The organism is Bacillus crepusculi (assembly GCF_014764715.1).
Taxonomy (GTDB): domain Bacteria; phylum Bacillota; class Bacilli; order Bacillales; family Bacillaceae; genus Bacillus.
Genome location: NZ_JACXXE010000002.1, coordinates 292,161 through 314,869, shown reverse-complemented (window position 1 = coordinate 314,869; position 22,709 = coordinate 292,161). Strand labels below are relative to the sequence as shown.

General features: G+C 41.4%; 22 protein-coding genes and 1 pseudogene. 14 read left to right on the top strand and 9 right to left on the bottom strand.

Going from position 1 to position 22,709, the window contains the following annotated elements; all coding sequences use genetic code 11:
* The first annotated feature begins 219 nt into the window (after positions 1-219).
* Positions 220-1,101: a Cof-type HAD-IIB family hydrolase gene (locus IEE86_RS05580; RefSeq protein ID WP_191096317.1), complete on the top strand. Its 882-nt coding sequence runs from the start codon at positions 220-222 to the stop codon at positions 1,099-1,101.
* Between the two features lie 55 nt (positions 1,102-1,156).
* On the opposite strand, the gene IEE86_RS05575 is transcribed toward IEE86_RS05580, so the two are convergent.
* The 5 genes from IEE86_RS05575 to pgsB form a co-directional block, all read right to left on the bottom strand.
* Positions 1,157-2,383, bottom strand: a complete 1,227-nt coding sequence (locus IEE86_RS05575) for a C40 family peptidase (RefSeq protein ID WP_191096316.1) — start codon at positions 2,381-2,383, stop codon at positions 1,157-1,159.
* 106 nt (positions 2,384-2,489) lie between these two features.
* On the bottom strand, positions 2,490-2,660 hold the full coding sequence (edmS, locus tag IEE86_RS05570) for an extrachromosomal elements maintenance protein EdmS (RefSeq protein ID WP_191096315.1): 171 nt from the start codon (positions 2,658-2,660) through the stop codon (positions 2,490-2,492).
* Entirely contained in the window at positions 2,657-3,823 is a 1,167-nt protein-coding gene (locus IEE86_RS05565) for a CapA family protein (protein WP_191096314.1), read from the bottom strand. The genes edmS and IEE86_RS05565 overlap by 4 nt, the downstream gene beginning before the upstream one ends.
* 18 nt (positions 3,824-3,841) lie before the next feature.
* Positions 3,842-4,291: a poly-gamma-glutamate biosynthesis protein PgsC gene (gene pgsC / locus IEE86_RS05560; RefSeq protein ID WP_012011488.1), complete on the bottom strand. Its 450-nt coding sequence runs from the start codon at positions 4,289-4,291 to the stop codon at positions 3,842-3,844.
* Positions 4,292-4,306: 15 nt separating this feature from the next.
* Positions 4,307-5,488, bottom strand: a complete 1,182-nt coding sequence (pgsB, locus tag IEE86_RS05555; protein ID WP_191096313.1) for a poly-gamma-glutamate synthase PgsB — start codon at positions 5,486-5,488, stop codon at positions 4,307-4,309.
* 747 nt (positions 5,489-6,235) lie between these two features.
* Between pgsB and IEE86_RS05550 the strand changes: the two genes are divergently transcribed.
* From IEE86_RS05550 to IEE86_RS05505, 10 genes and pseudogenes are all read left to right on the top strand, one after another.
* On the top strand, positions 6,236-7,717 hold the full coding sequence (locus tag IEE86_RS05550; RefSeq protein WP_191096312.1) for a spore germination protein: 1,482 nt from the start codon (positions 6,236-6,238) through the stop codon (positions 7,715-7,717).
* Positions 7,707-8,804 (top strand): GerAB/ArcD/ProY family transporter, encoded by a 1,098-nt coding sequence (locus IEE86_RS05545; RefSeq protein WP_191096311.1) that lies wholly within the window; start codon positions 7,707-7,709, stop codon positions 8,802-8,804. Before IEE86_RS05550 ends, IEE86_RS05545 begins: the two co-directional genes overlap by 11 nt.
* Positions 8,794-9,936 (top strand): Ger(x)C family spore germination protein, encoded by a 1,143-nt coding sequence (locus IEE86_RS05540; RefSeq protein WP_191096310.1) that lies wholly within the window; start codon positions 8,794-8,796, stop codon positions 9,934-9,936. Before IEE86_RS05545 ends, IEE86_RS05540 begins: the two co-directional genes overlap by 11 nt.
* Before the next feature lie 118 nt (positions 9,937-10,054).
* Positions 10,055-11,041: a LacI family DNA-binding transcriptional regulator gene (locus IEE86_RS05535; RefSeq protein ID WP_191096309.1), complete on the top strand. Its 987-nt coding sequence runs from the start codon at positions 10,055-10,057 to the stop codon at positions 11,039-11,041.
* Positions 11,038-11,916, top strand: a complete 879-nt coding sequence (gene rbsK, locus IEE86_RS05530; protein ID WP_191096308.1) for a ribokinase — start codon at positions 11,038-11,040, stop codon at positions 11,914-11,916. The genes IEE86_RS05535 and rbsK overlap by 4 nt, the downstream gene beginning before the upstream one ends.
* Complete coding sequence (gene rbsD / locus IEE86_RS05525; protein WP_191096307.1) at positions 11,913-12,305, top strand: D-ribose pyranase; 393 nt, start codon at positions 11,913-11,915, stop codon at positions 12,303-12,305. Before rbsK ends, rbsD begins: the two co-directional genes overlap by 4 nt.
* 15 nt (positions 12,306-12,320) lie before the next feature.
* Complete coding sequence (locus tag IEE86_RS05520) at positions 12,321-13,802, top strand: sugar ABC transporter ATP-binding protein (RefSeq protein ID WP_191096306.1); 1,482 nt, start codon at positions 12,321-12,323, stop codon at positions 13,800-13,802.
* Between the two features lies 1 nt (position 13,803).
* The gene (gene rbsC, locus IEE86_RS05515; protein ID WP_071168464.1) at positions 13,804-14,757 is read left to right on the top strand and encodes a ribose ABC transporter permease RbsC; all 954 of its coding nucleotides are present in this window, start codon (positions 13,804-13,806) and stop codon (positions 14,755-14,757) included.
* Positions 14,758-14,770: 13 nt separating this feature from the next.
* Complete coding sequence (rbsB, locus tag IEE86_RS05510) at positions 14,771-15,688, top strand: ribose ABC transporter substrate-binding protein RbsB (RefSeq protein WP_191096305.1); 918 nt, start codon at positions 14,771-14,773, stop codon at positions 15,686-15,688.
* A 145-nt stretch (positions 15,689-15,833) separates the two neighbouring features.
* A pseudogene (locus tag IEE86_RS05505) lies at positions 15,834-16,137 on the top strand (transposase); the annotation flags it as partial.
* Between the two features lie 57 nt (positions 16,138-16,194).
* On the opposite strand, the gene IEE86_RS05500 reads toward IEE86_RS05505, so the two are convergent.
* The 4 genes from IEE86_RS05500 to alsR all read right to left on the bottom strand — a co-directional run bounded on the left by IEE86_RS05500 (position 16,195) and on the right by alsR (position 19,409).
* A complete protein-coding gene (locus tag IEE86_RS05500; protein ID WP_171464747.1) occupies positions 16,195-16,815 on the bottom strand; it encodes a VanZ family protein in 621 nt (206 codons plus the stop codon).
* Between the two features lie 65 nt (positions 16,816-16,880).
* Positions 16,881-17,303 carry a hypothetical protein gene (locus IEE86_RS05495; RefSeq protein ID WP_171464748.1) on the bottom strand — a complete coding sequence of 141 codons (423 nt, stop codon included), beginning with the start codon at positions 17,301-17,303 and terminating at the stop codon, positions 16,881-16,883.
* Positions 17,304-17,844: 541 nt separating this feature from the next.
* The gene (locus IEE86_RS05490; protein ID WP_191096304.1) at positions 17,845-18,462 is read right to left on the bottom strand and encodes a flavin reductase family protein; all 618 of its coding nucleotides are present in this window, start codon (positions 18,460-18,462) and stop codon (positions 17,845-17,847) included.
* A gap of 59 nt (positions 18,463-18,521) precedes the next feature.
* On the bottom strand, positions 18,522-19,409 hold the full coding sequence (alsR, locus tag IEE86_RS05485) for an acetoin biosynthesis transcriptional regulator AlsR (protein WP_191096303.1): 888 nt from the start codon (positions 19,407-19,409) through the stop codon (positions 18,522-18,524).
* Positions 19,410-19,559: 150 nt separating this feature from the next.
* Between alsR and alsS the strand changes: the two genes are divergently transcribed.
* From alsS to IEE86_RS05470, 3 genes are all read left to right on the top strand, one after another.
* Positions 19,560-21,260, top strand: coding sequence for an acetolactate synthase AlsS (gene alsS / locus IEE86_RS05480; RefSeq protein ID WP_191096302.1), 1,701 nt, complete (start codon positions 19,560-19,562; stop codon positions 21,258-21,260).
* Positions 21,261-21,295: 35 nt separating this feature from the next.
* Positions 21,296-22,066: an acetolactate decarboxylase gene (budA, locus tag IEE86_RS05475; RefSeq protein ID WP_191096301.1), complete on the top strand. Its 771-nt coding sequence runs from the start codon at positions 21,296-21,298 to the stop codon at positions 22,064-22,066.
* 153 nt (positions 22,067-22,219) lie between these two features.
* Positions 22,220-22,696: a chromate efflux transcriptional regulator ChrS gene (locus tag IEE86_RS05470; RefSeq protein WP_191096300.1), complete on the top strand. Its 477-nt coding sequence runs from the start codon at positions 22,220-22,222 to the stop codon at positions 22,694-22,696.
* Positions 22,697-22,709 lie beyond the last annotated feature (13 nt).

Here is a 22,709-nt window from a genome sequence, read left to right as displayed (position 1 = left end):
GCGTTTAACCGGCGCGCAGGAGTGACACCGAATGCCGAGGGTTTCTCCACACACTGAAAGCGTCCCTTTGGGGCGCTTTTTCTTATTCCCTTGAACATTCGGCCATTTTTGTTTAGCCTTGATAGAGAGGAATCAACGATCCTACACTTTCATGAGAATGAAGGAAATCGTACATACTTTGAAGAGGATATTGCAAGAGTGAAGGAGGATTTGACAGCGATGAAAAAAATGATTGCGATTGATTTAGACGGTACACTCTTAAATACAAAAAGTGAAATTTCAGCTCAAAACCGGCAGGCATTGATTCGCGCGAAGGAAGCTGGCTATATTGTGACCATCTGTACAGGGCGGGCAACTTTTGATGTGAAGGAGCTGCTTGGCGATTTGGACATTCCCATTATTGCAGCAAACGGAGGGACCGTTCACACAGAAGGATACAAGCTCTTCAGCCGTATCACACTTGACCAAGGAGCAGGAAAACGAGCGGCTAAGGCATTAGTGGAACGAAACATTTACTTTGAGGTCTATACGGATGATGCGCTCCTCTCTCCTTTTGATGGAAAAGAGAAGCTGAAAGCTGAATTTGATGTACTCAAAAGCGCCAATCCAAATGAAGATCTAGCTGATTTATGGGCAGGGGCGATGACGCAATTCAAACAATTTGGCATCAAACCAGTGGATGACATCCGTCAGATTTTTGAGTCGAATGAAGCGACCTATAAATTACTGTGCTTCTCATTTGATATGAATAAGCTGCAGGAAGCACGAGCTCTTCTTGCGGAAATGCCCGAGCTTTCATTGACCTCTTCTGGAAAACATATCATTGAGGTCCTGCCAAAAGAGTCCGGGAAAGGACATGCCCTGAAAAAGCTTGCAGCCCATTATGGCGTTGACCGCTCCAATATTTATGCGATTGGTGACAGTCCAAATGATCTCTCCATGTTCGATGAAGCAGGTCACCGCATAGCGATGGGGAATGCTGTGGATATCATTAAAGAAAAGAGCACCTATATCACAAAAGGCAACCATGAAGATGGTGTCGCCTATTTTATTGATCTGCTTTTACAGAATCAATTTCAAGAAAAAAAGACGCTTGTCTAATAGCGCCTAGTGAGAAGTCTAGCAGTCCGATCTGATCGTTGGTCGGGCTTTTTCTTTATTTTTTAATTCTAACAGCCGTCTCATATTTGTCCTTCCAGTACGTACTTGTTTTCATATTGGTAATCACAACACCATTTGAGACGGTCACATGAATCACTTGATTGGACCCTGCATAAATCGCCGGCATCAATGACGTCCCACTAAAGAAAACTAGATCTCCTGGCTTAAGCTCCGAACGTTTCACAGGCGTACCTGCTTTGACTTGTCCTGACGCATAGCGAGGCAGCTCAATGCCAAGCACTTCTTGATACACATGCTGTGTGAAGCCTGCTGTATCAAACCCTTGCTCTGGGCTCGTACCACCTTTGACGTAAGGGACTTCCCCAATATACGTCGCGGCTTTTGATACAATTGGGTCTTCTTTCGCAAGTTCCAGATCCGTTAATCGCTTCGCACCTGTCCATTTTTCGCGCCAATATGATTCAGATAAATAAGAGATTGTCACACTTTCAGAACGGCTCGCATGAATAAAGCGATCTCCCCCAATGTACATTCCAACATGAGAAATTCCGGGTTTATATGTGTTGCTAAAAAAGACAAAATCCCCAGGGCGAATATCGTCTAATGCTACTTTTTCTCCAACCCTCCACTGCTGTTCAGCACTTCTAGGCAAATAAATCCCAAGCGATTTTTCAAATAAATATTGTAAAAAGCCTGAACAATCAAAGCCAACCTTTGGATCTGCTGCACCAAAAACATACGGAATCCCTAAATATTTCATCGCCTCTTTCACAACACGATCATCAGAAATTTCTTGAGAAACAGGCAGCCGTTTGACCGCATAAAACCGGTCAGTCCAATATTTGCTTTTGCTGACATCTGTTTTCACGACTCCTTGACTCAGCGTGATGTGGATCACCTGATCGTTACCAGCATACAACGCCACATGTGTCGGGGTCTCTTTTGTTTCCTCAAGACTGCGGAAATACACAAGGTCTCCTGGTTTGGCCTTTTCCCATGATACCTTTTCTCCAATCTGATATTGATCGATCACCTTCCGCGGCAAATCAAACGTTCCTGATGTCTTGTACACATATTGAATAAACCCAGATGCATCAAAGCCCGTTTTCGGATCGGTTCCTCCTTTATGATAAGGTGTTCCAATCAGTGTTTCCGCTTGCTCCAAAGGAGACTTTGTTTGAGCAGATACCTCTTCTGATTGAGACATGAACATCAGCCCTACAAGCGCACAGCCTCCGATCAACATTCCTTTCCATTTCATGATCGGTTCCCTCCTTTCGTCTATAGTTTCGGCATGACACCTTTCATTTTACACCTTTTTCCGACAAAAAAGAGCACGCAGCGCGTGCCCTCTATGCTCTTTAGAATTATTTACTTGCTTCTGCTTTCGACTGCTTTTGCTGTTCGATTTTTTGTATTTCAACCGAGATCTTTTGTTTTTCATGATCTGTCAGGCTGTCACTAAATTTAAAGGCAGACATAAAGACAAATACTAAAATTAACGCAACAAACGGCCAGCTTGCTTTTAGAAATTTCATTTCTTATCTTTTCCCCCGTTTTCTTTTAAGTTTTTAACTTTATCAGCGTGATCCACTTCAAAGAAAATGTGTCCGTCTTTTTCTTTCCAATCCGCATTCGTGCCATTGGTCAGCATACGAATAATAGATTTTGATTCAAAAGATCCTGCTTTAACTGGAGCAGGTGTTGCTTCTTTAATGTACATTGGGACAACTTCAAATGTCGCTTTTCCATCTTCATTCAGATGATACTGAACAAGTGCAGAATCACGTGTTCTTGACCAACCTTGGTCAAAAATAAAGTTCCCTAGGCTATAGAAGATCGCCGTTCCGTTATAGACTTCCATCGGCTCAAGTACGTGCGGGTGTGCGCCGATAATAATATCAGCCCCAGCCTTTGACATTGCTCTTGCCAATTCTCTTTGTCTATCGTTTACTTCATTGTTATACTCCTGTCCCCAGTGAGCATGAACAACGACGATATCTGCCTTTTCAGCAGCCTGTGAAATCATCGGAATAAAGATAGATGGATCGGCTGGCAGAACACCCGCCTTTTGATTCGTTGCTTTAAAATCTTTCCCGTACACATCAGTAAAACCCAGTGTAGCAACTTTGACACCATTTACTTCTTTATACGAAATGTTACTCTTTGCCTCTTGAAGGTTACGACCTGCACCTGTGTAATCCAAGTCAGCTTTTTCAAAGGAATTAATCGTGTTGTTCAAGCCTTTTTCACCATAGTCTGCCGCATGGTTATTCGCAAAGTTTAATACAGAGAAATTCAAATCCTTCAACGCTTGGACAGACTCTTCATCTGTTTTCAAATGAATATTCTTTTGCGCTGCCTGTTCCTGATCTGATGCCACTGGATGCTCAAAGTTACCTGTTACATAGTCTGACACATCAAAATATGGCTTGGCGTAGCGAAAGAGATGCTGTTTTCCATAACGATCTGTCACTTTCTCTACATTTCTTCCAAACATAATGTCACCGACAAACGAAGCGGTCAGGATGTTCTCTGGATTCTTTTCTACAGTTGGCACTTGTGCTTTCCCGATAAATGTAAATAAAAATGTACAAGCAATGACGATCGGTAAAGCAATCAGTACATGTTTATTTGTCTTTTTCTTTTGATTCTTTGTGATTTTCAGCAGCTTTTCCTGAAAGCTCAATTTTTTATTCATCATTGGACACACCTTATCTTAAAATAGATAGTAAACATACATGATGGCAAATGTTGCACCACTTAGAAGTAACGTGCTTCCAAGGGTAATCGTAAGACCTTGCTTTTGAATCGTATTCGCAATTAATCCAGGGACAATGATTCCGATTCCGCGGAATTCTGCTATTTCAAACGGGACCACTGGATAGAAGAAATCAAATACAAGCTTTAAGGCAATCCCTGTAATCAGCATCGCAGCAAACTTTCTGCGCCCGTATAAAATCATAAATTTTGATAAACCAAAACGAACGATCACATACGTAAGCAAGCTGACAGATAAGACGACTAATATGAAGACTGGCTGGTTAAATACAAGCGCAAGATAACCTGGAACAACCAGTCCAGCTGGTACTATTCCTGTTTTTTCTGCAAAGATTAAACTAAGTAGAACACCTAAAATTAACGAGATATAAAGATCTGATCCGAACATTTTCTATATTTCCTCCTAGCTGACAAGCTGCTTAATTTTGTATTCTTGAATTTTTTCGATTAAAGGTTCAGCGGCGCCATGGATATTGCCGACTCCATAAACCACTCGATTATGAAGCTTTTTCTCAAGCATGTTCATAATTTGTTCTGTAGATTGATATTCAAGGTTGTGTAAGTGGTCAGCCGGAATTTTCCCTTCCTCATATGCCTTCACAATTGGATCAGTCGTTTCACCAATTAAAACAAGATCACTTGCTTCAATATAAGGAAGTACATCCTCCGCAAACTGGATCGTTCTATCTACACGATCCGCACGGCAGTTCATGATAATAATCGGTTCATCTGTTGGATATCCAATTTCTTTCACACGCTTCCAAATGTTCAATGTAGATGATGCGTCATTTGCCGCAAATCCATTTACAAAATGTCCAGGTGTTTTCGCGTCCATTAATGGAAGAATTCTCATCGCTCCTGGATCAGGCGGCGCATTTAACATTCCTCTGAATGCCGTATCTTCATCAATCCCTAATGCTTGAGCAACACCAAGTGCAAGCGAAGCATTATCTGGGAACACCATGTACTCAAATTTCCGTAAATACTCATCGGTAATCTTGGAATTATCTGCAACAATGACTTCTGTGTTGCGCTTTTTCGCAATCTCTTTAAAGAAATCTGTATATTCACTATCCGTAATAACCAAGTGTCCGTTGTAAGGAATTGTGGCTGTAAAGGCTTCTGCTATTTCATCAAGTGTCGGCCCCATTACGTCCATATGATCTTCAAGAACGTTTACAATCACGCCAATATTCGCTTGAAGCAGCTCTTCCTGAAAGATAATTTGGTAATCTGGATTAACCGCCATACATTCACTAACGATGGCATTTGCTCCTCTTTCAACTGTTTCTCTCATGACTTCCTTCTGCTCTCCGATATTCGGTCCTTGCGGTTTCCTTTTAATCGGTTTCTCCTCTGGCGTATCCCAATAAATCATTCTTGCATCCGTTCCCGTTGTTTTGCCGACAGTTTTATAACCTGCCTCCATTAAGATACCGGTTGTCAATCTTGTAACGGTGGACTTTCCGCGAATACCATTAATATTGACGCGCACCGGCAGGGCATCGATATTTTTCTGATGACGCTTCTTTTCAATAAAGCCAATCCCTAACATGATGACACAGGCTATAACGATTAACCACATCGCTTATCTACATCTCCTTTTTTTATGAGTGTGATATGTAAATTCAATCAACAGTATATAGGTTCAGCATAAAATCACAATCGGTATTATGTAACATAATCTTTCACTTCCTCGTATGCCAAATGCCTCTCATCCTAAGGTGGATTTACCTAGCTCTCTCTCAAATGAAAAGGCCAAAAGACGGACAAAATTTAGACAGAAATTCTGCTTCATTCAAGAGAAAGCGTTACCATCGACCATTGGAAAATCTTTTGTCCTTTTCTCCCTAAATTTTTTGACAATTATTAAGATGTATTTTGAATCAATGTTTTAAAGCCTTATCATCTCTACAAAATCAGTCATATCAGCGCTTTAAATGAATAGTGCGTGTTTTAGAATGTTTTCGATTTTTGAACGAACAGGTTAGAAAGTCATCCTCTATGGTCAGAACGCTACGCGTTGACCTATGACAAAGGTCACCTCTAAAAAAATCAAGTCATATGCTTATTTTTGGGTCACAAAAAATTGGGATAAGATGTCAAATATTAATCATTTTGATATACCTGATCTTTACGATTTTCGCTCCTTATGACCTAAACAATGAAATATTATTCATTTGTTTTTATCAAGATTCATCATTTCTTAACAATTTTAATATGATTTTAGTTGAAAATCGTCGGCTCATGTCATGCTTTCCCCAAAGGTGACGAATAAAATCAGCTTCTGCGCTTACACTATGGTTAAAAAATCTGTGAGAGGAGGCTAAAGATGCCAAACACCAATGAACAAACACGCTTGCACTTTTTATCAGGCGGCTTTGAGGAGAAAATTCGGATTCTGAAAAAAACATTTCAGCAAAGCGGCGATTTCGAATACCGAGAGTTAATGGTGAATGAAACGAAATCTGTGCTGTTTTTTATTAAAACAAGAGTCGATGAAGGCAAATTAAATGATTTCGTTATCGGCAACTTGTTAGGCCCTCCTGGAAAGCAGGATTATACAAAGTCCCTTAGCACACTTGAAACAGGCGATTTGTCACTGATCACAGACAGTATTATTGCAGGAAGCATTGCCTTTCTTGATGAAAATTCCTCGCAGATCAAATTATTTGCCGTTGGACAGCCGCCGCTGCGATCGATTTCTGAACCTTCTTCTGAAAGTATTATTGCGGGTGCACACGACGGATTTGTCGAAAGTTTAGATACGAATATCTATTTGCTGCGTTCACACTTAAATGATCGAAAACTCGCCATCCAATATCATAAGGTGGGTACAAAATCGGAAACAAAGCTTGCGACTGTGTATATTTCTGATATCGCTAATCAAGAAAAGGTAGAAGAGGTAAACAAACGGATTTCTTCTATTAAAGTAGACACACTGATAAGTCCTGGCTCTATTGTTGAGGCAATTGAGGATGATTCATTTTCTATTTTCCCGCAGCTGATTGATACTGAGCGCCCTGATAAGGTGCGATCCGCGATTCTTGAAGGTCGAATTGTGGTACTGATGGATGGCAGTCCAATGGCCATCATTCTTCCTGTTACCTTCTTTAGTTTCTTTCAATCACCAGATGATTATAATAGCCGCTGGATTCCGGCAACGTTTATCCGTATTCTTCGTTACCTTGCCTGCATCATCGCCGTCATACTGCCATCTTTTTATATTGCTGTCATTGGTTTTCATTATGAGGTTGTCCCAGATGAACTAGCCATTACGATGAAAAATTCCATTATCGGGATTCCCTTCCCACCATTGATAGAAGCGATGCTGATGGAGATCACCATTGAACTTATACGCGAGGCCGGGGTTCGTCTGCCAAAACCAATTGGACAGACCATTGGAATTGTAGGCGGTTTGGTCATTGGAGATGCTGTTGTAAAAGCAGGACTTATTTCGAATGTCCTTGTCATTGTGGTTGCAGTGACCGCCGTTGCCTCCTTTGTGCTCCCATCCTTTGAAATGACGTCTACCATCAGGATGCTGCGTTTCCCGCTTATGTTCATGGCATCGATGTTTGGATTTATCGGTATTTCATTTGGGCTGGCTATCATCCTCATGAATTTATGCCGCGTCGAATCCCTAGGCGTCCCGTACCTATCACCAGTTTCTCCATTTAACTGGCAGGACTTAAAAGACACGATTATTCGATTGCCGATGTGGATGTACAAAAAGCGCCCTGTTTATTTAAATCCGCAAAAGAAAGAGCAAATTGAGAATTTGAGAGGGTGGAAAAAGAAGAATGAAAAATAAAATATCTCCACCTCAAGCTGTTTTTTTTATCATTCAATCTCAAATTGGTGTTGGTATTTTAGCACTCCCCCATTTGCTGATGAAAGACATGGGGCACGATGGCTGGATGGCGATTATTGTCGCATGTTTTTTTATCCAGATCATTAATACCATTTTTATTTATATCATCTACAAGTATCCTGAGACTTCATTTTTCCAAGCGCTCATTGAGGTTTTTGGAAAATGGATTGGACGCACCTTGGTGGCACTCTATACGGTATACTTTGCTTCGGTTTGCATCGTTGTGCTTTCCATCTTCACAAGGATTCTTGGTATATGGGTTCTCCCGCTTACACCAAACTGGGTCATTAACCTATTACTGATGATATGCATTATCTATATTGCAAAGGAGCAAATTACAGCCATTGTCAGGTTTAACTTTGTCTTAACTCCCTTTTTGCTCATGCTCTCTCTATTGATGTTCTATGCATTAAAAGGAACCAATATTGATTACCTCATGCCTTTTTTCCAAATGGATATCTCTCAATTCCAACTTGGATTGAAGGACGTGGTGCTCTCGATGAATGGATTTGAGATGATTCTGATCATCTCTCCACTGATGAAGGGCAGCATTAAGGAGCGATATAAAGTGATGACCATTTCCAATATATGCACAACACTTTATTACCTATTTATTACATTGATTTGTTTTATGTTTTTCAGCCCGATTGAGCTGAATATCATTCCGAATCCTGTTTTGTATCTTTTAAAGACCATTACATTCGGTGTCATTGAGCGGACGGATTTAATTTTTCTAAGTTTCTGGGTCTTTGTGATTCTAGCCACTCTCAGCAATTACCTCTACTTTTGCGCCAATGGCGTGGCCATTCTTCTGAAGAAAAAAGACCATAAAAAATATGTCTATGTTTTTGCTATTTTGATTTACGCTGCCAGCTGCTTTCTTTCAACCGATAACTTTAGAATTCAGCGTTTTAATGACTTTACCACTATTGCTCAATATTCATTTATCTACACACTTCCGATCTTTATGGCCATCATCATCTTGATCAAACATCGCAAAAGGAAGGTGAAATCACATGCGTCATAAGTACATGCTGATATTGCTCATGTGTGTTTCCCTTATATTTATGCCTGGCTGCTGGGATCAAAACTTATTAAAAAATATCTCTCTTATTTTAACGTCAGCTGTTGATCAAGGAGAGGACGACAATGCCAGGTTCTCGATTACCTATCGAAAGGTTCAGCAGTCCCAAAGCATGGAGCAAGGAAATACAGGAAGCTATTTAACCACTGTTCTCACAACTGATGCACCTACATTAAGAAAAGCAAGAAGCAACTTTAGCCGGATTGTGGATCAAAAAATAGACATATCGAAAATGCGTGTCATGCTGATCGGTGATGAATTTGCCCAAAATCGACTTCTTCCCTACTTAGATATGTTTTATCGCGATCCGAAAAGTCCTCTCCTCGCAAACCTTGCCGTCGTGCAAGGGGGAAGCTGTGTGGAATTGATCAACGAGCTGCTGAAGGAAAAACTCATTGTGAGCGACTATTTAAATAACTTGATCACGACCGCGTCCCAATCCTCTCAAGTAGCACCTAAAAACATTCAGAGTATCCGGTCTAAAATGCTGCAAACGGGAGAAGATTTCACACTGCCGTTAATTCACTTCGACCAAAAGAAGAAATTGATCAGTGTAAAGGGAGTAGCCCTATTTGATAATGAGAAAAAGAAAGGTGAGTTATACGGCCAAAATGCCATTTTGCTTACTGTCATGGACGGGAAAATGGGCAAGTATGCAAACTTCACTAAAAAAGTCAGAAGTGACATGAAATCAAAGGAGAATAATTACATCACCATTCAAGTTACAGATTCAAAGCGGGATATTGAGATTACCAATCCTGATCATCGAAACTTAACTTTCTCTCTTAAATATGAATTCAACACCTCTGTCCTTGAATACCCGAAAGACAATTTAGATACAGATAAGAAAATCGAAATGCTCAACAAAAGGCTTTCAGCCATTTTGACAAAAGAAGCAGAACAGATTATCGCTACGCTTCAAGAGGCGAATTCCGATGTCCTAAGCCTCGGCCGGAAATATCGGGTAAAGCATTATGATGAATATATGAAAATGAACTGGGTAACTGAGTACCCACAAATAAAAATCATTCCAAAAATCAAAGTGAATATTACACAAACAGGGATTATTAGTTAAGAAAAGGAAGAAGCCCTCTTTCTTTTCTTTTTTTTATTTTTTTAAGATTGTCATTTCGATACTTTCGTGATAATCTATCTATGTAAACGGTTACATATTCACGAAGGGAGGCACTCCATTGGCTACAATTAAAGATGTTGCAAAAGCCGCACAAGTGTCTGTTGCCACTGTTTCACGCGTGCTCAACGATACTGGATATGTCCATACAGATACGAAAACCCGCGTGACACAAGCGATGCAGGAGCTGAATTACTTCCCCAATGAAGTGGCTAGGTCCCTTTTTAAAAGAGAATCACGTTTAGTCGGTTTGATTTTACCTGATATCACAAACCCCTTCTTCCCTCAGCTGGCTAGAGGTGTTGAGGATGAGATTCATGCCCAAGGGTTCCGGTTATTATTTGGTAACAGTGATGAGGACCGAGAAAAGGAACTGGCTTACTTACAAACCTTTAAACAAAATCAAGTGGTTGGTGTCATTGCTGTCACCAACGAACCTGAATCAGATATGTACAATGATGATGATTTACCCGTTGTGTTCTTAGATCGAACTGTACCAAATGCACCTTCTGTGTTTGCAGATGCTGCAGCTGGCGGGAAAATGGCTGCAATGGAATTGATCAATCGCGGCAGCCGGCAAATCACACTTCTAAAAGGACCTGCCCATCTTCAAACAGCACGGCAGCGATTTAAAGGTGCACTTGATGTTCTCACAGAAAAAGGTGTCGACTTTCATGTCATGTCCAATGCTTCATTTTCCTTTCAAGAAGCCAGAAAAAGCGCCAAGGCTCTTTTCCAGCTGTACCCTGAAACAGATGGCATCATTGCGAGCAATGATATCGTCGCAACAGCGGTCATACACGAAGCACTTCGGATTGGAAAATCCATTCCAGATGAAGTCCAAATCATTGGATTTGATGATATTCCGCAAAGCGAACTGCTCTTTCCTTCCTTATCAACGATCAGGCAGCCTGCCTATGATATGGGGAAAGAAGCTGCGAAGCTGTTAATCAAAGCCATTCAAAAGCAGCCAATAGATCAGCCAGTTATTCAAATGCCCGTCTCTTTTATTGAACGAGAGACCACAAGAAAGGTGGATTCACAATGAGTCATATCGTTGTAGTAGGAAGCTGTTCAATGGATTTAGTCGTTACATCGGATAAACGGCCAAATGCCGGAGAAACGGTTTTAGGCAAATCATTTAAAACCGTCCCAGGAGGAAAAGGGGCCAATCAAGCAGTCGCAAGTGCCAGACTTGGTGCAGACGTATACATGATCGGCAGAGTCGGTGATGACGCTTATGGCCACGATATCGTAAACAATTTACAAGCACAAGGTGTTCGCACCACCTATATGGAACCGGTTACCGAAATGGAAAGCGGGACAGCTCATATCATTTTAGCAGAGGGCGATAACAGCATTGTTGTAGTCAAAGGGGCAAATGACGAGGTCACGCCTGACTATGTAAGAGGTGCTCTTTCTACGATTGATGATATTGGGATGGTTCTTATTCAACAAGAAATTCCTGAAGAAACGGTCGAAGCAGTCTGTGCCATATGCAGCAAAAAAGACATCCCTGTGATTTTAAACCCTGCACCAGCCCGCAAAGTAACGCAGCAAGTTTTAGAGCAGGCTGCCTACATTACACCGAATGAGCATGAAGCCGTTCTTATGTTTGATGGCATCACGATTGAAGAAGCCTTGCGTCAATACCCTAACAAATTACTGATCACAGAAGGAAAAAATGGGGTGCGATATTTTGACGGATCGAAAGAAGTGTTAGTCCCAGGCTATCCTGTTAAAGCCATCGATACAACAGGAGCGGGCGATACCTTTAACGGCGCTTTGGCTGTGGCACTAACAGAAGGCAAATCCCTCTTTGACGCGCTTGCCTTTGCCAACCTTGCAGCATCCATCTCTGTCACAAAATTCGGCGCACAAGGCGGCATGCCAGCAAGAGAAGAATTGGAGAGAAAGAAATGAAAAAACACGGCATTCTAAACAGCCATATTGCTAAGGTGCTTGCTGACCTTGGTCACACAGATACAATCGTCATCGCAGACTGCGGTCTCCCTATTCCAGAGGGTCCAGTCAAGATCGACCTGGCATTATCGATCGGCACACCGTCCTTTCAGGAGGTCACCTCCCTCCTTCTTCAGGAAATGGCCGTTGAAAACATGACCGTGGCCAGTGAAATCAAAGAAGCCAATGAACGAGATCATTTATTTCTAAAGAAAGCGTTCTCAAAAACGTTACATGAGGTAGATCACGAGACGTTCAAAGATATGACCAAACAGGCAAAAGCAGTCATTCGCACGGGTGAAGCTACCCCATACGCAAACTGTATTCTACATGCCGGTGTCATCTTTTAAAAGGAGGAGCCAGAAATGAACATTGAGATGCATAACATCCATAAGGCATTTGGAAAAAACACCGTTCTCTCCGGGGTCTCCTTTGACCTCGTCACAGGTGAAGTCCACGCGCTCATGGGTGAAAACGGGGCTGGGAAATCCACACTGATGAACCTGCTCACAGGTCTTTATTCATTAGATCAAGGAACGATTCAAATCGACGGAAAAGAAACCGCTTTCAAAAATCCAAAGGAAGCAGAACAGCATGGAATCGCCTTTATTCATCAAGAACTGAACATATGGCCTGATATGACCGTCTTGGAGAATCTATTCATCGGGAAAGAAATCTATACAAAGCTCGGTCTCCTAGACACAAAAAAAATGAAAGCCCTCGCCCAAACGCAGCTGAACCGATTGTCTGTGAACCTCTCGCTTGATCAAGAGGCAGGTAGCTGTTCCGTTGGACAAAAACAGATGATCGAGATTGCCAAGGCGTTAATGACCGATGCGAAGGTCATCATCATGGATGAGCCGACGGCAGCTTTAACGGACCGTGAGATTGAAAAGCTATTCCAAGTCATTGAATCACTCAAAAAAGAAGGCGTTTCCATCGTCTATATTTCTCACCGTATGGAGGAAATTTTTGCAATCTGTGACAGGATTACGATCATGCGTGATGGGAAAACGGTCGATACGACAGCCATACCTGAAACGAATTTCAATGAAGTCGTTAAAAAAATGGTTGGCCGAGAATTAACAGATCGTTACCCTAAGCGTTCCCCTTCTACAGGGGATATTGTCCTAGAGGTCAAACAAGCGACAAGAAAAGGACAATTTCAAGATATCAGCTTCTCAGTCAAAGCTGGAGAAATCGTCGGTGTTGCAGGCTTGATGGGCGCTGGCCGGACCGAAATGATGCGGGCGCTGTTTGGACTCGATCCTCTTGACCAAGGTGAAATCTGGGTGCATGGAAAAAAGGCTGTCATTAAAAAACCAAGTGATGCGGTCAAGCTCGGCATCGGGTTTATCACAGAGGATCGTAAGGATGAAGGACTGATGCTTGATGCCTCGATCCGAGAAAACATCGGGTTGCCAAACTTAGACAGCTTCTCTCCAAAGGGACTGATTGATAAGAAAAATGAACAGGATTTTGTTGACTTGCTTATCAAAAGACTCTCGATTAAAACAGCTTCATCTGAAATTTCTGCCCGAAGCCTTTCTGGCGGAAATCAACAAAAAGTCGTGATCGCTAAGTGGATTGGCATTCAGCCGAAGGTCTTGATTTTAGATGAACCGACAAGAGGTGTTGACGTCGGAGCAAAACGAGAAATCTATCAGTTAATGAACGAGCTGACCGATCGAGGCGTTGCGATTTTGATGGTCTCCTCTGAACTCCCAGAGGTACTTGGGATGAGCGATCGAGTGCTTGTCATTCATGAAGGAACCATCAGCGGAGAATTAGATCAAACAGAAGCTACACAAGAACGAATCATGACACTAGCTACAGGAGGGAAGTAACATGAAACCACTTACTTCAAATGGACGATTTGACCACATCATGCAAAAGCTTGGGCCATTCTTAGGACTCATCATCCTTGTCGCCATTGTTTCTATTTTAAACCCGGCCTTTTTAGAGCCATTAAACATTTTAAACTTACTGAGACAAATCTCCATAAATGCCCTCATCGCCTTTGGGATGACCTTTGTTATTTTAACCGGAGGCATTGATTTATCTGTCGGTGCGATTCTAGCCCTGTCTAGTGCACTGACTGCCGGCTTTATCGTGTCTGGTATGGACCCGATTTTAGCTATTATCGTTGGATGTATCATCGGTGCCATTCTTGGGATGGTCAACGGTCTTTTGATCACAAAAGGAAAAATGGCGCCTTTTATCGCAACACTTGCAACGATGACCATTTTCAGAGGATTAACGCTTGTTTATACAGACGGAAACCCAATTACTGGACTCGGCTCGAACTATGCCTTTCAGTTATTCGGCCGCGGATATTTCTTAGGCATTCCTGTTCCAGCGATCACGATGCTTCTTACCTTCATTGTGCTTTGGGTGCTGCTTCATAAAACGCCTTTCGGCAGAAGAACATATGCCATCGGCGGGAACGAAAAAGCTGCGCTCATTTCAGGAATAAAGGTACCGCGCGTCAAAATCATGATTTATTCATTAGCAGGTTTCATGTCTGCTTTAGCCGGTGCGATTTTAACCTCTCGTCTGAACTCTGCTCAGCCAACAGCTGGTACGTCCTATGAGCTTGATGCGATTGCTGCCGTTGTTCTTGGCGGGACAAGCCTGTCTGGCGGAAGAGGACGAATTGTCGGCACACTCATCGGGGTGCTCATCATTGGTGTCCTAAACAATGGTATGAACTTACTTGGTGTTTCATCATTCTATCAATCTGTTGTGAAAGGGATTGTCATCTTGATTGCAGTCCTACTAGACAGAAAGAAATCTGCTTAAGGAGGCAGCTGCTATGAAAAAATATCTTATTCTCATCCTGACTCTCTCATTGTTCATGCTCTCTGCCTGCTCACTTGAACCGCCAGAGTGGGCCAAGTCATCAAAGGATGGCAAGAAAAAAGACATCAAAATCGGGCTGTCGATCTCGACGTTAAATAACCCATTCTTCGTTTCTCTGAAAAACGGTGTGACAAAAGAAGCGAAAAAGCTCGGCATTGAAGTCGTGATTGCAGATGCACAAAATGATTCAGCTAAACAAACAAGTGATGTAGAAGATTTGATCCAGCAAGGGGTCGATGCATTGCTCATCAACCCAGCGGATTCTTCTGCCATATCAACTGCTGTTGAATCAGCGAATGCTTCAGATATACCGGTTATCACATTAGACCGTTCAGCAGAAAGCGGAAAGGTTGAAGCGCTCGTTGCTTCCGATAACATCAAAGGCGGCGAAATGGCGGCTGACTTTATAATCGACAAGGTCGGTAAAGGAGCAAAAGTGGCTGAACTAGAGGGTGTTCCCGGTGCTTCTGCAACACGTGAACGAGGAAAAGGCTTCCATCAAATTGCAGACAAAGATTTAGATGTGACAGCCAAACAAGCCGCTGACTTCGACCGGACAAAAGGACTGAATGTCATGGAAAACCTCCTTCAAGGAAACCCTGATATCAAAGCCGTCTTTGCCCATAATGATGAAATGGCACTTGGCGCATTAGAGGCGATTCAAAGCTCCGGAAAAGATATTCTCGTCGTTGGTTTTGACGGAAATGAAGACGCACTCAACTCGATCAAAGCAGGAAAACTCTCTGCAACAGTCGCGCAGCAGCCAGAGCTAATCGGTCAACTGGCAGTCGGCGCTGCAAACGATGTATTAAAAGGGAAAAAAGTACAAAAGAACATCGCAGCTCCACTCAAACTAGAACAGAAGAAATAAACAGAAAACCCCCGAGTATTGAGACTGACCTTATAAAGTGAGACAAATAAAAACACCTTTAAGTTGAAAATCGGGTATAGCATACCTGAAAACAATTTGGAGGTGTTTTTGTATGGGAAAAAGAGTTAGTTATCCGATTAGCGGCTGCGTAATTCATAGTGATCAAGGTTCAGTCTACACGTTATATGCTTATCAAAAGGCGATAAAAGAAAAAGGCATTACAAATAAGCATGTCCCGTAAGGGGATGCCCACTGATAATGCCTCCATCGAATCCTTCCACTCCAGTTTAAAATCAGAAGGATTCTATCTCCAACACCTGACAAACACTACAACAGCCATTGTAGAAAAAACAGTCAGGGAGTATATTGATTATTATAACAGTATCCGAATTCAATTTAAATTAAACAACCAGTCACCAAAAGAGTTTCGGCAACTGGCTGTTTCATAAAGGTGTTTTGATCCCTGTCTCAAAATCAGGGGTCAGTCCCTATTCTTCGGGGGTTTTCTATTTATCTGCAGCCTTATTTTTTAATGGCTGGCCAGCTTCATAAATATGACTAATAATTGGATTGAAATCAATTTCAAATTTACTCAATATTAGTTTGAAAAACAATATAAATAGTTTAAACACGAATACATATCCAATTATTGTGCCTAAAAGATTATAAATTATATCATCGATATCTACCACTCTAAAAGAATAACCTGCATATAATCCAACAATCAATTGAAAACTTTCAAATAATATGCCAACTAACAAACCTACTGAAAATATCTTTTTAAATGTTGCCTTAATTAAAAAAGGTAAACCAAAACCTAAAGGTATGGTCATGAATACATTATAAAAACTTGCTAAATTAAAACCTGCACTAAAGGGAATTAAATTCATTTCTACTAAGACATTATTTTTCTCACCAAATACTTCTTTGAAATTCTCTCTTTGAGTATCATCAATAGTAATTGGGAATTGAGTTAAATTTATAACATGATATACATAGAAGGTCATAATTGAAAAGAACAATAGATATGTATAACTTTTATTATACTTAAATTTGAGTAAGGCTGCAAAAACTATATACATAAATAAAAAACTATAGAGTATCCAGCCTTCAAAAAATATAATCATAATGTATAGCTCTCCTAAGTAAATAAAACAGAAGAGAATTTATAAATAAATTCTCTTCTGTTTTATTAATTATATACTTTCCCAGAACCTTTTAAATGTCTTCCATCTATTTCTATTTTATATATAAATAAATAATATTTATTGCCCCCACCAAGACCTTTGAATGTACCAGAGACTTTATTGCTACTTCCATTCGCATTAGGCCTAGAAGTAACTGTACCGAAGCTATTGCCTGTAGTCTTGTTTCTTAGTTCATAATATACTAAATTAGGTCCCTTTGCATTAGGTAATTTTTTAGATTCCCATTGACTTCCTGAAATTTTAGCTGATCCTTTACTTAGAGTATAATATTTCCCTAAATCAGATCCATTCACAGCTCTTTTTTCCATCGTAAAACTATATTGATTAGTTTTAGCAAATGTCGGGACAACCATCACAAAAGAAAATAATACTAACATCACTACTGAAAATAAACTTGATTTTTTCAACTTTTACACACCTTTTCTATAAATTTTGATTACCACCAATACCAAAATTTATAATACCATATGTATATATTAAATAAAACCCCTATTTTACATATTTATCTTATAAAGTCTGTTTAATCTAAATTTGTCCTATTTATACTTTTCTATAATATAATAGGAAGTATAAAAGATTTATAATTTACACTATTAGATTCAACTCTCTTTGATTCATTAAAATCTCAATTTATTATAATTCATTTCTCTTGGTATGATGTTTGTTATAGTATTGAATTTATCTGTCATTGCTGTTCAGATCTTTTAACATTCACCTTATTCTTTTTTGTGATGTATCTGTTTAAATCAATATTTTCTCTGCATCGACATGATCTTACTCAGTATGATATAACGGACAATTTCAGAGAATTGCTGCTTGTTTATATATAGAAATAATGCGCAGGACTGGTTTCTAATTATTGTTTCAGCAATTTAACCGGTTATTTCTTAAAATTAGAACAAAGGAATAATAGGAAAAACCCCCGATTCCCCTCGGGGGTTTTTCCTATTACTCTGGTCTTTTCAGCACAAATGACGTCCCTAAATGGGCATAATCATTTCCTGCTAAACGTGCGACTGGCTTTAATTCATTAGTAGAAATATATCCTTTTTCCGCATCATAGACAGCCTCATCTAAATGCGCACACACAACCCGTCCAATGATATGATCGACCGTGATCTCCCCTTCATCATTTTGAAAGGTCAGATGCTTTTCCAGCTGACATTCAAAGCGAATACGCGCTTCCTTAATCCCCGGCACTGAAACGACTTGGCTTTTTACTTGATGAAGACCAGTTCGATCCAGCTCACTCTCCTCCTGCGGCAACGTAGCAGCTGTTTCATTAATATCTTCTATCATCGCTTCATCACTGATATGGACAACAAACTCTTCCCTGTCGATGATATGCTGCGCCGTATGTTTCATCTCTCCTTGGCGGCGTCCGATGGAAACGGCAATGAGCGGCGGGTGTCCGCTAATGACATTAAAGAAACTAAATGGTGCGGCATTGACGACATGTTCTTTTGACAGACTTGTAATAAAAGCAATCGGTCTTGGAACAATGGAACCAGATAATAATTTATATGCTTCTTTTCGTGACAGCTGATCCATTTGTAATGTAATCACTTCAGGCACGCCTCCTTTTTATGTAACGACATCATACCATATCCCTTTCTCTCAGCCTCTTATTTGGGCTCCGCGCGATGCAGGATATGGTGGACAAGATGAAATAAAGCAGGATTATGATTTTCTCGTCTATAGGAAATGGTCCATTCCGCCAAAAGCTGTTCATCCTCAATCGACCGATACACGACATCTAGGTTAAATAAACGCCGAGTCGATTTTGGTATGACCGCAATGCCGATACCTGCTGTGACAAGGCCAATGACCATTTGATATTCCGCCACTTCCTGCACGATATTCGGAGAAAATCCGTACTTTTCACATATTAGGATAAAGTGCTGATAAAGAGATGGCCATGATTCCTTTGATAAAGAAATAATGGGCTCATGACGAATATCTTCAATGGTGACTGCTTCTTTTTTCGCCAGTGGATGATTTTTCGGAATCGCAAAAATACATTCACTTTGTTTCATTAAACGACTAACCAATTCTTCATGCGGTGATGTAGGATGTAAAAACCCAATATCAATCTCCCCGTTCAATAGTGCCCGCAGCTGCTGCGAGACAGAAAGCTGCATCAATTCAATACTGACTGAGGGATACAGTTCTCTAAATTCACGTACAACTGGTGGCAGAATATCATACGTCGCTGTTCCAACAAAACCAATGATAATCTTCCCAAGCTCCCCTCTTGCTGTATGACGGGCATGATCAACGGCTTTATCAAGCTGATGCAGCACTCCCCGAACCTCATGTAAAAAGACCTTCCCAGCAGCTGTTAGCTCCACCACCCGCTTAGACCGGTGAAACAAAGGAAACCCCAATTCTTCCTCAAACTGCTTAATTTGCTGACTAAGTGGAGGCTGTGTCATATTCAACCGTGCGGCCGCTCTACCGAAATGCAGCTCCTCCGCTACTGTGACAAAATACTGCAAATGTCTCAGTTCCATCCTTTCACTCCTCGCACACTTATTCGTGAAACATATTAAAACTACGTTAAACATATATTGGAAATTTTATTTTGTGAAATGTATAGTAAATCATATCATGAAAATATATTTTCATAAAAAATTTTACTTGCCGAAAGGAGTGCGGGGTAAATGAATTCTCAAGCACAACCCCTAACAAGACGAGGAGCAGAGTTGATTGTCGATACGCTGATCGCTCAAGGTGTGACCCATGTTTTTGCGATTCCAGGTGCAAAAATTGACGCCGTATTTGATGTATTAAAAGACAGAGGTCCAGAGCTTGTCCTATGCAGACACGAACAAAATGCAGCCTTTATGGCAGCTGCTGTCGGCCGTTTAACTGGCAAACCAGGCGTTTGTCTCGTCACATCAGGTCCTGGTGCATCTAATTTAGCGACAGGTCTATTAACAGCTAATACTGAAGGTGACCCTGTTGTCGCAATCGCTGGAAACGTCATCCGTGCGGATCGTCTGAAACGAACTCATCAATCACTCGACAATGCGGCATTATTCAAACCAGTGACAAAATATAGCGTTGAAGTACAAGACGTAAGCAATATACCAGAAGCATTAACAAATGCTTTTCGCGCGGCACAAAATGGGCAGGCTGGAGCAGCATTTATCAGCTTTCCACAAGATGTCGTGACAGAACACACCACACAAACACCAGTGTCTGCTCACCCTTCTCCAGAACTAGGTCCTGCACCGGATGCTCTCATCAGTTCGGCCATCGCCAAAATTCAAAATGCACACTTACCTGTGGCCATTGTGGGAATGAAAGCTAGCCGGCCAGCTGCTGCACACGCCACAAGAGAATTATTGAAAACACTTGGTATCCCATTTGTAGAAACGTACCAAGGAGCCGGCGTTCTCTCAAGAGAGCTCGAATCTCAATATGTGGGCAGAATCGGTTTATTCCGTAATCAGCCGGGAGATCTTCTCATTGAACAAGCAGATGTTATTTTGACCATCGGCTTTGATCCGATCGAATATGATCCAAAGTATTGGAATATTCAGCCACAGCAGCGCCAGATCATTCATGTTGATGACATGCAGGCGGATATTGACCATTTTTATGAGCCAACGCTTGAGCTTGTGGGCAGCATACCTGAAACCGTCCAGCACCTAGCCCATGACAGTGTTCCACTTTCTCTATCCAAAGAGAAAATAGAATTAGTCACTGATTTACAGGAGCTATTAAACGATATCGAAAAAGCACCAGAAAGAGAAAGTCATCTATCTCACCCGCTGGATGTCATTCATACATTGAGACGCCTGCTTCCTGATGACACAAAGGTCACGTGTGATATCGGATCTCACGCCATTTGGATGTCTCGTCACTTCCGCGTCTATGAACCGAACACATTCCTAGTCAGTAACGGAATGCAAACACTTGGCGTAGCATTACCATGGGCGATTGCTGCCTCTATTTTGAATCCAGATGAAAAAATCGTTTCGGTCTCAGGTGATGGCGGTTTTCTCTTCTCTGCAATGGAGTTAGAAACAGCCGTCCGCATGAAAACAAATCTCGTTCATCTCGTTTGGAATGATAGCACATATGATATGGTAGCGTTCCAGCAGGAAATGAAATATGACCGCACGTCCTGCGTTAAATTCGGACAGATCGACTTAGTGAAATATGCGGAAAGCTTTGGAGCGACTGGATTACGTGTCAACTCACCTGAAGAGCTTTCAACCGTCCTTCAAAAGGGTATAAACATAGAAGGACCTGTCATTATCGATATCCCGATCGACTATCAAGACAACCGAGACCTCGCCAGCCAAAAATGGCCCGAAGTCTTTCGCGAAACACACACATTGAACGTCAGATAAGACGTCCATACTTTACATTAAAGGAGTGAGCGGATATGGGTATGATGCACCCAATGAATCAACACAGCGACACAAGACAGCATGCCAAACAGCAAGAGGTCTATCAAGTATCGACGATGACCTCTTTGCTGGAAGCCGTATATGATGGAGATTTCTCCCTCGCGCATATTCCCAAGCACGGTGATTTCGGCATTGGTACTTTCAATCAATTAGATGGAGAACTGATCGGCTTTGATGGCGCTTTTTATCGACTGCGCTCGGATGGAACAGCGACACCGGTCACCGATCAAGATTATTCACCATTCTGCTCTCTAGCATTCTTTGAAACAGATATCGTTCATCGAATTGATACACCTATGACGTCCAAAGAGCTAGAAGAAGAAATCGACCGCATTTTACCAAGTAAAAATATTTTTTATGCGATCCGCATTGATGGATCATTCAAAAAGGTTCAAACCCGCACGGTCGAAAAACAGGAAAAACCTTACGTTCCGATGGTGGAAGCAGTCAAGTCACAGCCTATTTTCGATTTCGAGGATATACAAGGAACGATTGCAGGCTTCCGTACACCTCAGTACGCACATGGCATTGCGGTGAGTGGCTATCACCTTCATTTTATTGATGATGATCGACGCGTCGGCGGGCACGTATTTGATTACACCGTTGATCAAGTCACCATCCGAATTTCTCAAAAGCGTCATATGAATCTACACCTGCCGAATACGCAGGAATTCTTCCAAGCAGACATTGACCGAGCTGACCTTGCACAGCAAATTGCTAGTGCGGAAAGCAGCCCAGATCAATAAAATGAAGACACCCCGGTAATCACGGGGTGTTTTTTTGTGCAAAAAGACTATTTATCACTCATATTTTTTTCGTTTCGTTAGCAAATGATAAATCAATCATTCTATTCGAAATAAAATATGATAGAATATCAACAGAAGAAAGGTGGTCATACAGTGTCAAACGACTATAGCATTCCGAACTTAACATTAGATGATAGAGATAAACAGATTTTATCCCTATTACACGAGGACGGGCGGATGTCTTATACAGATCTAGGGAAACAAGTCGGTCTTTCACGTGTTGCCGTGCAAGCCCGCATTCAGCAGCTCATTGAAGCGGGTGTGATTGAGCGTTTCACTGCTGTCATTAACCCCGCGAAGATCGGTATTCATGTTTCTGTCTTCTTTAATGTCGAGGTTGAGCCGAAATTTTTAGAAGCAGTAGCCATTCAGCTTGAGCAGGAAACAGCTGTCACAAGCCTTTATCATATGACAGGACCAAGCAAGCTGCATATGCATGGCATTTTTCAAAATGAACAGGAAATGGAGACATTCCTGACAAAAAAGCTATATCCACTTGATGGCGTCGTCAGTGTCGACTGCCAGATGCTCATTAAACGATACAAAAGCCGCATGGGCATGAAATTGTAGACAGGAGTTGAAC

Excerpts from the sequence above, each read along its gene's own strand:
- rbsD (WP_191096307.1), top strand. The coding sequence starts at position 11,913 with ATGAAAAAACACGGCATTCTAAACAGCCATATTGCTAAGGTGCTTGCT.
- alsS (WP_191096302.1), top strand. The coding sequence starts at position 19,560 with ATGAATTCTCAAGCACAACCCCTAACAAGACGAGGAGCAGAGTTGATT.
- edmS (WP_191096315.1), bottom strand. The coding sequence starts at position 2,660 with ATGAAATTTCTAAAAGCAAGCTGGCCGTTTGTTGCGTTAATTTTAGTA.
- pgsC (WP_012011488.1), bottom strand. The coding sequence starts at position 4,291 with ATGTTCGGATCAGATCTTTATATCTCGTTAATTTTAGGTGTTCTACTT.
- budA (WP_191096301.1), top strand. The coding sequence starts at position 21,296 with ATGGGTATGATGCACCCAATGAATCAACACAGCGACACAAGACAGCAT.
- IEE86_RS05540 (WP_191096310.1), top strand. The coding sequence starts at position 8,794 with ATGCGTCATAAGTACATGCTGATATTGCTCATGTGTGTTTCCCTTATA.
- pgsB (WP_191096313.1), bottom strand. The coding sequence starts at position 5,488 with ATGTGGTTAATCGTTATAGCCTGTGTCATCATGTTAGGGATTGGCTTT.
- IEE86_RS05565 (WP_191096314.1), bottom strand. The coding sequence starts at position 3,823 with ATGAATAAAAAATTGAGCTTTCAGGAAAAGCTGCTGAAAATCACAAAG.
- rbsK (WP_191096308.1), top strand. The coding sequence starts at position 11,038 with ATGAGTCATATCGTTGTAGTAGGAAGCTGTTCAATGGATTTAGTCGTT.
- alsR (WP_191096303.1), bottom strand. The coding sequence starts at position 19,409 with ATGGAACTGAGACATTTGCAGTATTTTGTCACAGTAGCGGAGGAGCTG.
- rbsC (WP_071168464.1), top strand. The coding sequence starts at position 13,804 with ATGAAACCACTTACTTCAAATGGACGATTTGACCACATCATGCAAAAG.
- IEE86_RS05500 (WP_171464747.1), bottom strand. The coding sequence starts at position 16,815 with ATGATTATATTTTTTGAAGGCTGGATACTCTATAGTTTTTTATTTATG.
- IEE86_RS05580 (WP_191096317.1), top strand. The coding sequence starts at position 220 with ATGAAAAAAATGATTGCGATTGATTTAGACGGTACACTCTTAAATACA.
- IEE86_RS05545 (WP_191096311.1), top strand. The coding sequence starts at position 7,707 with ATGAAAAATAAAATATCTCCACCTCAAGCTGTTTTTTTTATCATTCAA.
- IEE86_RS05520 (WP_191096306.1), top strand. The coding sequence starts at position 12,321 with ATGAACATTGAGATGCATAACATCCATAAGGCATTTGGAAAAAACACC.
- rbsB (WP_191096305.1), top strand. The coding sequence starts at position 14,771 with ATGAAAAAATATCTTATTCTCATCCTGACTCTCTCATTGTTCATGCTC.
- IEE86_RS05575 (WP_191096316.1), bottom strand. The coding sequence starts at position 2,383 with ATGAAATGGAAAGGAATGTTGATCGGAGGCTGTGCGCTTGTAGGGCTG.
- IEE86_RS05550 (WP_191096312.1), top strand. The coding sequence starts at position 6,236 with ATGCCAAACACCAATGAACAAACACGCTTGCACTTTTTATCAGGCGGC.